We start from the raw sequence: 14,292 nt of genomic DNA on the forward strand, positions 1-14,292 counted from the left end.
AGCATGGAGCTTATGACCCCCGGATCCCACACTGGCACTGCCCGGCTGGACACGTCTCGCTCTCCGGCGCAGCTCTGGGTTGGCGGCGACTGGACGCTGGCCCATTACGCACAGCTCAAGCGCTTGAGCGAATCCTTGCGCGGCCAATACGACGAGAACACCCTGATCGACCTCAACGGCCTCGGCGCCCTCGACACCGCCGGGGCTTCGTTGCTGGTGGAGCTGCTGGGCTCCGAACGGCTGGGCAAGACCACCGAGCACCCCGATTGCAGCTTGCCGGCCGCCGAGCGGGCGCTGTTGCAGACGGTCTATTGCTCGCTGACGGACTTCTGTGTGCCAGTGAAGGAGCCGCAGGTCGGCGTGCTGACACAGCTGCTGACGCGTATCGGCCGCGCGGTGGAAAAAGTCTGGCAAGACACTCTGCAACTGCTGGGTTTTGTCGGCCTGATCCTGGAAACCCTGGCCCGCAACCTGCTTCGCCCCAGGCGCTGGCGCATGACACCGATGGTCGTTCACATCGAACAGACCGGCCTGGACGCCGCCCCCATCGTCGCCCTGCTGACGTTTTTGGTGGGCGCAGTGGTGGCGTTTCTCGGCGCGACGGTATTGGCCGATTTCGGCGCCAGCATCTTTACCGTGGACCTGGTGGCGTTCTCGTTCCTGCGCGAATTCGGCGTATTGCTGACGGCGATTCTCATGGCGGGCCGCACCGCCAGCGCGTTCACCGCGCAGATCGGCTCGATGAAGGCCAACGAAGAAATCGACGCGATCCGCACCCTGGGCCTCGATCCGGTCGAGTTGCTGGTGATTCCACGGGTGCTGGCGCTGTTGGTGGCGCTGCCGATGCTGACCTTCCTGGCCATGCTCTCGGGCATTATCGGGGGCGGCGTGGTCTGCGCTTTGTCGCTGGGCATTTCCCCGGCCATGTTCCTGACGCTGTTGCAGTCGGACATTGGCGTGCAGCATTTCCTGGTGGGGATGGTCAAGGCGCCGATCTTTGCCTTCCTGATCGCTGCCGTGGGCTGCCTGGAAGGTTTCAAGGTCAGTGGCAGTGCCGAATCGGTCGGGGCTCACACCACGTCCAGCGTGGTGCAGTCGATTTTCGTAGTGATTGTTCTCGATGCCGTGGCCGCGCTGTTTTTCATGGAGATGAACTGGTGAGCCAACCCTTGCGACCGCCCTCCGAGGCAGTGATTCAAGTGCGCGGCCTGTGCAATCGCTTTGGCCGCCAGAGCGTGCATGAAAACCTCGACCTGGACGTGTACAAGGGCGAGATCCTTGCCGTGGTCGGCGGCTCCGGCAGCGGCAAATCGGTGCTGCTGCGCAGCATCATCGGCCTGAACCGGCCCAGCGAGGGTTCTGTGCGGGTGTTCGGCGAAGACTTGCCGAGCCTGCCCCCGGAACAACGTTCGCGGGTGGAACGGCGCTTTGGCGTGTTGTTCCAGAAAGGCGCGCTGTTCTCGTCATTGACCGTGACAGAAAACGTCGCCCTGCCGCTGATCGAACACGCCGGGCTCAGCCGGGCCGACGCCGAGCACTTGGCGGCGGTGAAGCTGGCCTTGGCCGGCCTGCCGTTAACGGCCGCCGACAAATACCCCGCCTCGCTGTCCGGCGGCATGATCAAGCGCGCCGCCCTGGCCCGCGCGCTGGCCCTGGACCCGGACATCCTGTTTCTCGACGAACCCACCGCCGGCCTCGATCCCATCGGTGCGGCGGCGTTCGACCAGTTGATCCTGACACTGCGCGATGCCCTGGGCCTGAGCGTGTTCCTGGTCACTCACGACCTGGACACCCTCTACACCATCACCGACCGGGTGGCGGTGCTGGCGCAGAAAAAAGTACTGGTGGCCGATGTCATCGACAAGGTGTCGGAAACCGACGACGCCTGGATTCACGAATACTTCCATGGCCCTCGCGGCCGCGCGGCGTTATCGGCCGCTACACAATCCAACGAGGTTTGACATGGAAACCCGAGCCCATCATGTGCTGATCGGCCTGTTCACCGTCATTGTGGTGGCTGGCGCCCTGTTGTTTGGTCTGTGGCTGGCCAAGTCCAACGTGGACAGCGAATTCAAGTATTACGAAGTGGTGTTCAACGAGGCGGTCAGCGGGTTGTCCCGGGGCAGCTCGGTGGAGTACAGCGGGATCAAGGTCGGCGACGTCGTCAACCTGCGCCTGGACCCGAACGACCCGCGTCGAGTGTTGGCGCGGGTGCGCTTGAGTGGGGAAACACCGGTCAAGCAAGACACCCAGGCCAAGCTGGCACTGACCGGCATCACCGGCACCTCGATTATCCAGCTCAGCGGCGGCACGCCCCAGAGCCCGGTGCTGACGGGGCACGATGGGGAACCGCCGGTGATCATCGCCGCGCCCTCGCCTATCGCCCGCCTGCTCAACAACAGCGATGACTTGATGACCAGCATCAACCTGCTGCTGCACAACGCCAATGAGGTGTTTTCCTCGGACAACGTCCAAAGCCTGGGCAAGACGCTGGAACACTTGGAACAAACCACGGGGGTCATTGCCGAGCAGCGCGGCGATATTCGCCAGGCCATGCAGCAACTGGCGTCCATCGGCAAACAGGCCAGCGCCACGCTGGAACAGACCACGGCGTTGATGCGCAACGCCAATGGTTTGCTCAACGACCAGGGCAAACAGGCGTTCGGCAACGCCGGCCAGGCCATGCAATCCCTGGCGCGCAGCACCGCGACCCTCGACAAACTGCTGAACGACAACCGCGACTCGTTGAATAACGGCATGCAGGGCCTCAATGCCCTGGCGCCAGCCGTGCGTGAACTGCGCGAAACCCTGAGCGCCCTGCGGGGGATCTCCCGGCGCCTGGATGCCAACCCCAGCGGCTATTTGCTGGGCAATGACAAGGACAAGGAGTTCACGCCATGAAGCCGTCCAACCGGTTTATCCGCCCTCTTCTCTTGCTGGCAGGATTCGTCCTGGTGGGCGGTTGTTCGATTTTGCCCAAGGCCGAACCTTCGGATGTGTATCGCTTGCCCGTCACCCAGGCCCCGGCATCTGCGGGCGCGGCGGTGAGCTGGTCGCTGCGCCTGGCCAACCCCCAGGCCAGCGAGGTGCTCAACAGCCCGAAAATCGCGGTGATCCCCCAGGGCAATCTGTTCAGCAGTTACGCCGCCTCGCGTTGGAGCGACCCGGCCCCGGTGTTGTTGCGCAACCGCCTGCTCGATGGCTTCGCCCAGGATGGACGCGTCAGGCTGTTGAGCGTCGCCGACAGCAACCTGCAAGCGGACCTGGAGCTGGGCGGGCAATTGCAGGCGTTCCAGACCGAATACCAGGGCACTGCGGCCAGCGTGGTGATTCGCCTGGACGCGCTGCTGGTGCGCGGCTTCGACCAGCGCATCCTGGCCAGTCGCCGTTTTGAAGTGCGCCAGCCATTGAGCGATGTGAAAGTGCCAGCGGTGGTGGACGGCTTTGGTCGGGCCGGCGACCGGCTGACAGCCGACGTGGTGGCCTGGACATTGGAGCAAGGCCAGCGTTTCGCAACGCCGACCCAACCCTAGGGGCCGCCGGGCGACTCAGGTCAACCGAAGAACCAGTAGCAAACGCCAATCGCCGCCACGACCCCGGCCAACTCCGCCAGCAGCGCGCACCCCACGGCATGGCGCGCCCGCTGGATGCCGACGGCGCCGAAATACACCGCCAGCACGTAGAACGTGGTTTCGGTGCTGCCCTGGATGGTCGCCGCCACCAGGGCCGGGAAGCTGTCCACGCCAGAGGTCTTCATGGTCTCGATCAGCATCGCCCGGGCGGCGCTGCCGGAGAACGGCTTGACCATGGCGGTCGGCAAGGCATCGACGAAGCGCGTGTCCCAGCCGGCCCACTGCACCAGGTGCCGGATGCCGTCCAGGCCGAAATCAAGCGCTCCCGAAGCCCGCAGCACGCCCACGGCGCAAAGCATGGCTACCAGGTATGGCAGCAACGTCTTGGCGACGTCGAAGCCCTCCTTGGCGCCCTCGATGAAGGCTTCATACACCTTGACCTTGCGCAGGGCACCCACCACCAGGAACACAATGATCAAGCCGAACAACGTCAGGTTGCCCAGGATCGATGACAACCCCGCCAGCGCCGTGGCCGAGAGCGTCGCCAGCAGCGCCATGAAACCGCCCAGCGCCAGCGCGCCCGGGATCAGATAAGCCAGCACCACCGGATCCCACAACCGCAGGCGCTGCATGAACGCCACCGACAGCAGCCCCATCAGGGTCGAGGCGCTGGTGGCGAGCAGGATCGGCAGGAACACCAGGGTCGGGTCGGGCGCGCCTTGCTGCGCGCGGTACATGAAGATGGTCACCGGCAGCAGCGTCAGCGACGAGGCGTTGAGCACCAGGAACAGAATCTGCGCATTGCTGGCGATGGTCGGGTTGGGGTTGAGGTCTTGCAGGGCGCGCATGGCCTTGAGGCCGATGGGGGTGGCCGCGTTGTCCAGTCCCAGGCCGTTGGCGGCGAAGTTGAGGGTGATCAGGCCGATCGCCGGGTGGCCGGCAGGCACCTCCGGCATCAAGCGCAGGAACAGCGGCCCTAGAGCCTTGGCCAGCCAGTCGACGATACCGGCTTTTTCAGCGATGCGCAGGAAGCCCAGCCACAGGGTCAGGGTGCCGAACAGCAGGACCATCACCTCCACCGACAGCTTGGCCATGGCGAAAATGCTTTCCACCATGGCCGCGAAGATCCCGGCATTGCCGCCGATCAACCACTGCGCCAGCGCCGACACGGCAGCCACGATAAAGAAGCCAAGCCACAGGCCATTGAGCATCGGTCAAATCCCCCGGAAGATGCCGCGAATGATAGCGGGGCTGGCAGAAACGACAAACCCCGGATTTCTCCGGGGTTTGCTTGGCACTGCGCAGATGATCAACGAACACCCTGTGGAAGACCCTGTGGGAGCCGGGGTTGTTCAGAATCTTTGCGCCTGACAAAAATTCCTGTGGGAGCCGAGCTTGCTCGCGATGACGTCGGATCAGTCAGCATTGATGTTGGCAGACACACCGCAATCGCGAGCAAGCTCGGCTCCCACAATGGCCGGGGTTGTTCAGGCTCTTTGCTGCTGGCCCGAACTCCCACAATGGATCTCAACGGCTGGAAGTTTCCCCCGCCGGCAGCGGCTCTTTGCTGCGCCAGTGCGGCAGGGAGTTCCAGTAGCGCTGGCCCTTGGCATCGTCGTACATGCCTTCCCAGCGGGAGATGACCAGCACGGCCAGGGCGTTGCCGATGACGTTCAGGGCGGTACGGGCCATGTCCATGATGCGGTCGACACCGGCGATGAAGGCCAGCCCTTCCAGCGGAATGCCCACGCTGCCCAAGGTCGCCAGCAGCACCACGAACGACACGCCCGGCACGCCGGCGATGCCTTTGGAGGTGACCATCAAGGTCAACACCAACAGCAATTGCTGGCTGATGGACAGATCGATGCCGTACAACTGGGCGATGAAAATCGCCGCGATGCTCTGGTACAGGGTCGAACCGTCGAGGTTGAACGAATAACCGGTGGGCACCACGAAGCTGCAGATGGCTTTCGGCGCGCCGTAGGCTTCCATCTTCTCGATCACGCGCGGCAGCACGGTTTCGGAACTGGCGGTGGAATAGGCCAGCACCAGCTCATCCTTGAAGATGCGCATCAGCTTGAGCACCGAGAAGCCGAACAGGCGGGCGATCAGGCCCAGCACCACGAAGGCGAAGAAGGCGATGGCGACGTAAACCAGGATCACCAGTTTCGCCAGAGGCAGCAGCGACGCGAAGCCGAAGTTGGCGACTGTCACCGCGATCAGGGCGAACACGCCGATCGGGGCGTATTGCATGATCATGTGGGTGACCTTGAACATGCTTTCCGACACGCCCTGGAACATTTTCACCAGCGGATCGCGCAGGTCCGATTGCAGGCTGGACAGGCCCAGGCCGAACAATACGGAGAAGAAAATGATCGGCAGCATCTCGCCACGCGCAACGGCGGCGAAGATGTTCGACGGGATCAGGTTGAGGATGGTCTGGATGAACGCATGCTCATGCTGGACTTCCGCGGCCGTGGCCTGGTACTTGGAAATATCCACAGTGCCCAGGGTGCTCATGTCGATACCGCTGCCCGGCTGGAAGAAGTTGGCCAGCAGCAGGCCGACGACGATGGCGATGGTGGTGACGACTTCGAAGTAAAGGATGGTCTTGAGACCGATGCGCCCGAGCTTCTTGGCATCACCGACCCCGGCAATGCCGACGATCAGCGAGGAAATCACGATCGGGATCACGATCATCTTGATCAGACGGATAAAGATATCGCCCGCCGGTTGCAGCACATTGCTGATCCACCAGGCCTTCTCGGCACTGAAATGGTTGAGCAGCGCGCCCAATGCAATCCCGAGCACCAGACCGATGAGGATCTGCCAGGCGAGGCTTAGTCGTGCCTTCTTCATATTGTTACCCTTACTTCAGTTGGACTCGGACAGTGGCGCGAACGGATCGTCGATGACGAAAAACATTCATGCCCCTGCCCCCGTATAAGGTCACCCCGAGCGCGTTAGCGGCTTACTGGCAGGCGAAAAAAGGCGCAACTATTGCGATGCAAGGGGGGCTCGTCTAATGCCGTAAACGCCTACCCTATGCCGAATCGGCATGAGATTTTTCAAACGAAACCCGCCTTTCACGCGGTTCGAATACGACATTTATGCAGGCATAAGTGCCGTGAACCGGCCATTTCAGCGTAGCTGGGCTTTCTCTCGCAAGTGTGGGGAACCGATGAAACGGCAGCGAATCGAGACGCGGCCCATGGGAGAAATTGCCTCGGCATTCTCCGATATACGGTCAACAAATGGGGGATAAATCGGCGGGAGGAGACAAAATGCCGCATCGCGGAGCGCATTGCAGCGGCCAATCGACCAACCGCTCTGACCCGCGTCTTTGCGTCGCGAAGCTCTACGCAAGTTCGCCAAGCCGTGATGACTTTGCGAACTTGCGTCGCAGCTCTTACCTGACCCGGCCCTTTCGCAGGCACCCCTTGTGCCCGTAGGTCACTCCGACTTTCATCAGTCAGAACGTCCCAGCCCCCTGGTCATGCACTGGCCCTCCTCGGGCTGTGCAGCAGAGAAAAGCAGGGCTGCTTTTCCCATTTTCAGAATCAGTACCAGTTCGGATCTTTCTTGAGTTGTTCCATTAACAGTTTCTGCATACCTTCATCGGGCTTGCCGAGGAAACGGTAGTCGGCATGCCGCGTCGGAGACTTGTCGGCTGGCAGCCCGGCTGGGACTTCCACCAACATGGCATAGGCCTCGTCCTTGTCGAAACTGAAGGCAACGATCAGGCGCTTGCTGCGACACGTTGCCTGGGTTTCACACAGCGGTCCCACCAAATACTTGTCGCCATCTTCCTCGACAGCATTCATCTGGTCCGAATCGCCCGACAGGTTCATCACCCATTCGGGCAGGCGTTCTTCTTTTTTCACGACGTGCTGCCAGGTCTCGCGGTATTGCGGGTCGGCCTCCAGCAACTGGTTGACGCGCATCTGCCCGTCATTGGCAGCCATTGCCATGGCACTGCCGCCCAGCAACAGGGCGGCGGCCAGTCCTTTGAATGAAACGCTCATGGTCAGCCTCGGCCACGACGGCCAAAGAAGAAGGAAGCGATGAACATCACCAGGAACACAACAAAGAGAATCTTGGCGATGCCCGTGGCGGTGCCTGCGATACCACCGAAGCCCAGTACGGCGGCGATGATGGCAATGATCAGGAAGGTAATTGCCCAGCTCAACATGGTGATTCTCCTTACGCTTTTCTATTTAGTGAAGGTCTTGCGGTGATGGTTCCGGCGCAATGGACGACCGGTTCATCGGGGTTAAAACACCCAGCGCTCTTCACGCGGCATGGCGTTCAATGGCTGAGCCTGGTCGACATCCATCATGCGCATTGAAGCGGACGCTTCTTCAAGGCTGCTGACGGCGCTGAAATGGGTTTGAGGGGCACGGTGAATCGACACCTGCGGTGCTTCGGGCTGTTGGCTTTCATGCCAGAGCAACCATTGCTGGCCCGTTACGAGGGTAACCAGCAGCGCCAGGGCAGCCCATACGCCCTGCTGGAAATGCAGGGAAGAGAGGCGCAATTGGACGGCACTTTTAAAGTGGGCGGGGCCAAATTGAGCGACACTTTGACGATTCATCCTGGAATTCCTCCCCACCCGAGTGCGGTGATCTGGTTGAGGCGCACTAACGCCACGTTGACCAGAGCATTGCAGTCGCCGTGCCAGGATTTTTTATTAGATAAACACCTTTAAAATCAATAAGTTAATTAATGCATGCAACGTACCGGGAGCGCATCCTGCACGATGACGCAAGCGGCAGTCGTGCGTATTGCACGAATACCGGAGAAAAGGCGTAAGGTGGTTTTGGAATTTCCTGTCAGACACAGCCGTCGGAATCAGCGATGCGAACCGTCCGAACCGGACGAATCATAAAAAAAGGAACTCAAATCAGTCTTTTAGGAGTCAGACGTCCACAGGGCCATTCTCGGTGAGTAATATCCCCTCAGAATCGACCATGCAACTTGCCCGATTTTTCTGACACTAACCAACATCATTCATTAAAGGAGCGTAGGAAAAATGGAATCCGCCACTGAGCACCAAGGCCGCATTCTGCTGGTAGACGACGAGTCCGCCATCCTGCGTACGTTCCGATACTGCCTGGAAGACGAAGGCTATAGCGTCGCCACCGCCAACAGCGCCGCCCAGGCCGATGCACTGCTGCAACGCCAGGTGTTCGATCTGTGTTTCCTCGATCTGCGCCTGGGGGAGGACAACGGCCTGGATGTCCTGGCACAAATGCGTATCCAGGCACCCTGGATGCGCGTGGTCATCGTCACCGCCCACTCGGCAGTCGATACCGCGGTCGATGCGATCCAGGCCGGGGCGGCCGACTATCTGGTCAAGCCTTGCAGCCCCGATCAATTGCGCCTGGCGACCGCCAAGCAATTGGAAGTACGCCAGCTGTCGGCAAGGCTCGAAGCCCTTGAAGGGGAAGTGCGCAAACCCAAGGACGGCCTCGACTCTCACAGCCCGGCGATGAAAGTCGTCCTGGAAACCGCGCGTCAGGTCGCCAGTACCGACGCCAACATCCTGATCCTCGGCGAGTCCGGCACCGGTAAAGGCGAGCTGGCCCGGGCGATCCATGGCTGGAGCAAGCGGGCGAAAAAGTCCTGCGTCACCATCAATTGCCCGTCACTGACCGCTGAACTGATGGAAAGCGAATTGTTCGGCCATAGCCGTGGGGCTTTCACAGGCGCCAGCGAGAGTACGTTGGGTCGGGTCAACCAGGCCGACGGCGGTACGCTGTTTCTCGACGAGATCGGCGATTTTCCCCTGACGTTACAACCCAAGTTATTGCGTTTTATCCAGGACAAGGAATATGAGCGGGTAGGGGACCCAGTCACCCGTCGTGCCGACGTGCGGATTCTCGCAGCGACCAACCTCAACCTCGAAGACATGGTGCGCGACGGACGTTTTCGCGAAGACCTGCTATATCGCCTGAACGTCATCACCCTACACCTGCCGCCATTGCGAGAGCGCGCCGAAGACATCCTGACCCTGGCCGACCGCTTCCTGGCCCGCTTCGTCAAGGAATACGCGCGCCCGGCCCGGGGCTTCAGCGACGAAGCGCGCGAAGCGCTGCTAGGCTATCGCTGGCCGGGCAACATCCGGGAACTGCGCAACGTGGTCGAGCGCGCCAGCATCATCTGCCCGCAGGAAAAAGTCGAAATCAGTCATTTGGGCATGGCCGAGCAACCGGTCAACAATGCGCCGCGCATCGGCGCCGCACTGAGCCTCGACGAATTGGAAAAAGCCCACATCGGCGCGGTGCTGGCCACGGCCGACACCCTCGACCAGGCGGCCAAGACCCTGGGTATCGATGCCTCCACGCTGTACCGCAAACGCAAGCAGTACAACCTGTGAGCGAGACTTTATGAAACTGGCGATGAAGCTGCGCACACGACTGTTTCTCAGCATCTCGGCCCTGATCACCGTGGCCTTGCTGGGATTGGTGCTTGGCCTGGTCAGCGTGATGCAGATGGCCAACACCCAGGAACAATCGGTACGCGACAACTTCATCCTGCTGGACCTGGGCCTCAAGCTGCGCCAGACCCTCGGCGATCAGTTGATGATCATGCTCGACGACAAGCCCGACCTGGCGGCGCTGGAGGCCTCCAAGCAGCAATACCTGGCGCTGATCGACGAGGGCATCGCCCACGAACAGGGGCTGGACGATGCGGCAGTCAGCTTCAGCAAGGCCAAGGCCGACTACATTGATTTTTTTGACGCCTTCACCGCGTCTCGCCAGCAGCCGAACCAGCTCACGAACATCAAGGAGCTCACCGAAAAATTCAACGTGCTGCGTAATGGACTGATCGAGGGCTATCGCCAGGCCCTGACCAACATCAGTGAAACCCAGAATCGCGCCCGTGAACGCGCGATGTGGATTTCCGGACTGCTGGGGTTGGTGGGGTTTGCGGTGCTGATCATCGGGTTTATCACGGCCCATGGCATTGCCCGGCGTTTCGGCGCGCCGATCGAGGCACTGGCCGCAGCGGCGGACGACATCGGCCAAGGTAATTTCGAGGTCACGCTACCCGTTTCCTCGGCCGCTGAGTTGAATCTCCTGACCCGTCGCTTCGGGGTCATGGCCGAGGCCTTGCGTGAGCATCAGGCCACCAACGTCGATGAGCTGCTCGCCGGCCAGCAACGTTTGCAAGCGGTGCTCGACAGCATCGACGACGGCTTGCTGATGATCGACCGCCAAGGCCAGCTGGAGCACCTCAACCCGGTAGCCCAGCGTCAATTGGGCTGGGATGAGGAACGCCTGGGCCAAGGGCTGGGCGAGGCGCTGGGACGCCTTGAACTGGATGAAGAATTGCACCTGGTCCTGCGCGGTGGAAGCCTGGAGCGCGCGCCGGAAGATCTGAGCATCGAAGTGGATGGCGAGTCGCGGGTGCTCACCTACAGCCTCACCCCCGTCAGCCATACCCAGGGCCACATTCTCGGCGCGGTCATGGTGCTGCATGACGTCACCGAACAACGCGCCTTCGAACGGGTGCGCAGCGAGTTCGTCTTGCGTGCTTCCCATGAGCTGCGCACGCCCGTGACGGGCATGCACATGGCCTTCGGCCTGTTACAGGAGCGCCTGCATTTTTCAGAGGAGTCGCGCGAGGCCGACCTGCTCAACACCGTCACCGAAGAAATGCAGCGGCTGATGCAGCTCATCAATGACCTGCTGAACTTCTCTCGCTACCAGAACGGCCTGCAGAAGCTGACCCTGGCGCCTTGTTCCATCGACGAGCTACTGGAAGCGGCCCGGCTGCGGTTTGCCGAGCAGGCCCAAACCAAGGGTATCGAGCTGCTCGTGGCGATCCAGGGCCCGCTCCCGCGCCTGCATGCCGACGCAGCGCAACTGGATCGCGTGCTCGATAACCTGATCGATAACGCCATGCGCCACACCGCCGAAAACGGCCAGATCCGCTTGCAGGCCCGGCGCCATGGCGAGCGGGTGATCATCAGCGTCGAAGACAACGGTGAAGGCATTGCCTACGGCCAGCAGGGACGGATCTTCGAGCCTTTCGTCCAGGTCGGACGCAAGAAGGGTGGTGCAGGCCTCGGCCTGGCGCTGTGCAAGGAGATCGTCCAGCTCCACGGCGGGCGCATGGGCGTTTATTCAAGGCCGGGGCAGGGCACACAGTTCTACATGGCGCTGGCAGTCTGAGCTCATGGCCTGAGCAGACTCAGGCTTCATCATCAAGACGGCGGCCACGCAGGCGCCGGCCACGGGTAATCAGTTCAATGAGCTGAACCGCGCTGAGGGCATGGGCGAACAGCCAGCCCTGGCCGAACCTCACCCCTTCGCTGCTCAAATAGGAAGCCTGGGCTTCATGCTCGATGCCTTCGGCTATCACCTTGAGTTGCAGCGCATGGGCCATGCGAATGATGTGCGGGGCCACACCGCTGCTGGCGGCATCGTGGCCCAAGGCATCGATGAAGGCCTTGTCGATTTTCAGGCAGTCCACCGGCAGGGTTTGCAGGTAGGCCAGGCTGCAATAACCGGTGCCGAAATCGTCGATCAACACTTGGTGCCCGACGTCGCGCAGCGATTGCAGGTTATCCCGGGCGACCAACACATCGACCAGCCCACGCTCGGTCACTTCGAAGGCAATCTGGTGCGCCGACACGCGATGCAGCGCCAGCAGGCGGGCGATCACTTCGCCAATACGCGGCACCATCACATCGCAGGCCGCCAGATTCACCGAGATATACAGCTGCGGATTGGCCCGCAACACCTGGCCCAATTGATCGAACAGCCGCTGCAGCACGAAATCGGTGATCTGGCGAATCTGCCCGGTGTTCTCGGCCATCGGGATAAACAAGTCCGGGCTGGTCAGGGTGCCGTCCGGTCGTCGCCAGCGCAGCAAGGCCTCCGCCCCGACACAGTTGCGGCTGCTCAGGTCGAAAATCGGCTGGTAAAGCACCTGCAATTCACCACGCCGGATGGCCCCGTGCAGTTCAGCGTCCATGGACTGGCGCTGGCGCGCCAGCAGAAACACCTGGAAACCAATCCCCAAGCCCAGCATCAGGCTGATGGGCAGCATCCACCAGGCATTGGCCGGAACCTGAAAACCCTTGCGCGGGGCGATCAGCACCAGTTGATAGACCGGGCTGTCGGTCGGCATCCGATAGATCAGCCGGTTCTGCGTCACTTGCAAGGCATTGTGGCTTTTCGGTGGCCAAGGCTCGACCGGCGGCCAGTGTTGGTCCGTCCCGAGCACGGGAATGGCCCGTTTACCGTTATCCAGGACCACCAGCAGGCTGCTGCCCGGTGGTAAATCGACCACATCGGTCAAATGCCCGCGGGACGTGGCCACCCGAAAGTTGCCGCGGCCCAGCATCAAGGCGGCGCGGTCTTCGTCGGGCTCTGTGGTGGTGTTGAGCCAGTAATTGTAGGTCGGCCCGCGGACGTCGGGCGGGCGGGTCACTGACAAGCCGCTCTGGCGTGGACGATTGGAGCAGACGCCGCTGCCATCGATATACACCGCCTCGTAGACAAAACGGTAGTTGAAGCTGACCTGTTGCAATGTGGCGATCATGTCGTCGTTGCATCCGCGCAACGGCTGGTTTTGCAGGTCGTCGAGGCTTTCACGCAGTTGCCCGAAAAGCTGTTCCATACGCTGCAGAAAGCGCTCGCCCTGAGCATTCATCTGGTCGCTTTCGCGCTGCTGGATCTGCTGCACGACCACGAGCAGACTCCCCGCCAGCAGCAGGACGGTACTTAGGGCAGTAGCCACCATCGCCAGGAAAACGGGGCGATGGAGCCAGCTGTGGAGGGTTTCGCGGGCAGCCGTCATCATGGGTAATCCGAAAGTTACCAATGAGTTATAGCTTCTGATTTGGATTTGGCCCGATTCGTCAGACGGGCGTCATTATTTTGTCTGGTTGAGCACCTGCAGGATCGCCGCGCTTTGCGCATCCGGCATGCCATCGAAGCGGGTCGGTCGGTAGTGCATCTGGAAGGCGGCCAGCACATGGTGGGTGGCCACGTCCCACTCGCCGGTCTGGGGCGTTGGGTAACCCAGGCGGGCCAGCTCGGCCTGGAACCAACTGGCAGGCGGCAGCTGTGGCGCGAAGACGGCCTGCTGGCGGGCGACGGCCTGTTCGTCTGGCCAGACTCCTAAACCAGCTTGCGCCAGGCGCTTCCAAGGGAACAGCGGGCCCGGATCGAGCTTGCGTAGAGGCGCGATGTCGCTGTGGCCGATGATGCTGCGCGGGTTGATGCCGTTGCGCTGGATGATGTCCTTGAGTAATACGATCAAGGCCTGGACCTGGGCTTCGCTGTAGGGATACCAGAGGCGCCCGGTGGGTGTGTCGACAAAACCCGGATTGACGATTTCGATGCCGATGGAGCTGGAATTGAGCCAGGTCCGGCCTTCCCACTCACTTTCCCCGGCGTGCCAGGCGCGTCTGCCTTCATCCACCAGTTTGTAGATGGTCGCGCCTTTATCGTCGCCGATCAGGTAATGGGCACTGACTTCGCCATGGGTCAGCAGGGCCAGTGAGCGCTCCAGGGAAGCCGAGGTGTAATGCACCACCACGAATTGGATGCGGTTGTCATGGTTGACGGAGGGGTGACTGGTGTCGAGCCGCGGGCCGCTGGTGCAGCCGGCCAGGATAAATAAAGACACAATGAGCGAGAAAAATTTCATGGCGGAAGGCAATACGCACTGGGAGTAATGCAACAGTGTAACGTATTGCCTC

The 14,292-nt window shown here is 61.5% G+C and carries 13 protein-coding genes; 6 read left to right on the forward strand and 7 right to left on the reverse strand.

Translation table 11 applies throughout. The features are described from left to right. Window positions 1-12 precede the first annotated feature (12 nt). From KGA89_RS20925 to KGA89_RS20940, 4 genes are read left to right on the forward strand one after another with little or no spacing between them, the layout of a single operon-like run. Window positions 13-1,161 (forward strand): ABC transporter permease, encoded by a 1,149-nt coding sequence (locus KGA89_RS20925; protein WP_003196266.1) that lies wholly within the window; start codon window positions 13-15, stop codon window positions 1,159-1,161. Further along, window positions 1,158-1,961, forward strand: a complete 804-nt coding sequence (locus KGA89_RS20930; RefSeq protein ID WP_003196263.1) for an ABC transporter ATP-binding protein — start codon at window positions 1,158-1,160, stop codon at window positions 1,959-1,961. Before KGA89_RS20925 ends, KGA89_RS20930 begins: the two co-directional genes overlap by 4 nt. A 1-nt stretch (window position 1,962) precedes the next feature. After that, the gene (locus KGA89_RS20935; RefSeq protein WP_003196260.1) at window positions 1,963-2,901 is read left to right on the forward strand and encodes an MlaD family protein; all 939 of its coding nucleotides are present in this window, start codon (window positions 1,963-1,965) and stop codon (window positions 2,899-2,901) included. Then, entirely contained in the window at window positions 2,898-3,533 is a 636-nt protein-coding gene (locus tag KGA89_RS20940) for an ABC-type transport auxiliary lipoprotein family protein (RefSeq protein WP_043042349.1), read from the forward strand. The genes KGA89_RS20935 and KGA89_RS20940 overlap by 4 nt, the downstream gene beginning before the upstream one ends. Before the next feature lie 20 nt (window positions 3,534-3,553). Here the strand turns inward: KGA89_RS20940 and KGA89_RS20945 are convergent, their stop codons facing one another. From KGA89_RS20945 to KGA89_RS20965, 5 genes are all read right to left on the reverse strand, one after another. Then, the gene (locus KGA89_RS20945; RefSeq protein ID WP_223472442.1) at window positions 3,554-4,783 is read right to left on the reverse strand and encodes a nucleoside recognition domain-containing protein; all 1,230 of its coding nucleotides are present in this window, start codon (window positions 4,781-4,783) and stop codon (window positions 3,554-3,556) included. Window positions 4,784-5,099: 316 nt separating this feature from the next. Next, the gene (gene gltP, locus KGA89_RS20950) at window positions 5,100-6,431 is read right to left on the reverse strand and encodes a glutamate/aspartate:proton symporter GltP (protein WP_003196253.1); all 1,332 of its coding nucleotides are present in this window, start codon (window positions 6,429-6,431) and stop codon (window positions 5,100-5,102) included. Between the two features lie 701 nt (window positions 6,432-7,132). Beyond that, window positions 7,133-7,597, reverse strand: a complete 465-nt coding sequence (locus KGA89_RS20955) for an inhibitor of vertebrate lysozyme family protein (RefSeq protein ID WP_003196251.1) — start codon at window positions 7,595-7,597, stop codon at window positions 7,133-7,135. A gap of 2 nt (window positions 7,598-7,599) precedes the next feature. Then, the gene (locus KGA89_RS20960) at window positions 7,600-7,764 is read right to left on the reverse strand and encodes a DUF1328 domain-containing protein (protein ID WP_003177151.1); all 165 of its coding nucleotides are present in this window, start codon (window positions 7,762-7,764) and stop codon (window positions 7,600-7,602) included. An 81-nt stretch (window positions 7,765-7,845) separates the two neighbouring features. Beyond that, window positions 7,846-8,166 (reverse strand): hypothetical protein, encoded by a 321-nt coding sequence (locus KGA89_RS20965; RefSeq protein ID WP_003196249.1) that lies wholly within the window; start codon window positions 8,164-8,166, stop codon window positions 7,846-7,848. Between the two features lie 438 nt (window positions 8,167-8,604). Here KGA89_RS20965 and algB point away from each other — a divergent pair, with 438 nt between their 5' ends. Both algB and KGA89_RS20975 read left to right on the forward strand, forming a co-directional pair. Further along, entirely contained in the window at window positions 8,605-9,951 is a 1,347-nt protein-coding gene (algB, locus tag KGA89_RS20970) for a sigma-54-dependent response regulator transcription factor AlgB (RefSeq protein ID WP_003196247.1), read from the forward strand. Between the two features lie 10 nt (window positions 9,952-9,961). Continuing rightward, the gene (locus KGA89_RS20975; protein ID WP_003196245.1) at window positions 9,962-11,752 is read left to right on the forward strand and encodes an ATP-binding protein; all 1,791 of its coding nucleotides are present in this window, start codon (window positions 9,962-9,964) and stop codon (window positions 11,750-11,752) included. A 19-nt stretch (window positions 11,753-11,771) separates the two neighbouring features. Here KGA89_RS20975 and KGA89_RS20980 read toward each other — a convergent pair whose 3' ends face one another. Continuing rightward, entirely contained in the window at window positions 11,772-13,385 is a 1,614-nt protein-coding gene (locus KGA89_RS20980; protein WP_223472498.1) for an EAL domain-containing protein, read from the reverse strand. A gap of 75 nt (window positions 13,386-13,460) precedes the next feature. Continuing rightward, entirely contained in the window at window positions 13,461-14,240 is a 780-nt protein-coding gene (locus KGA89_RS20985; protein WP_003196241.1) for an N-acetylmuramoyl-L-alanine amidase, read from the reverse strand. Window positions 14,241-14,292 lie beyond the last annotated feature (52 nt).

Origin of the sequence: Pseudomonas sp. A-RE-22 (assembly GCF_019956035.1) — a bacterium.
Lineage (GTDB): Bacteria > Pseudomonadota > Gammaproteobacteria > Pseudomonadales > Pseudomonadaceae > Aquipseudomonas > Aquipseudomonas brassicacearum.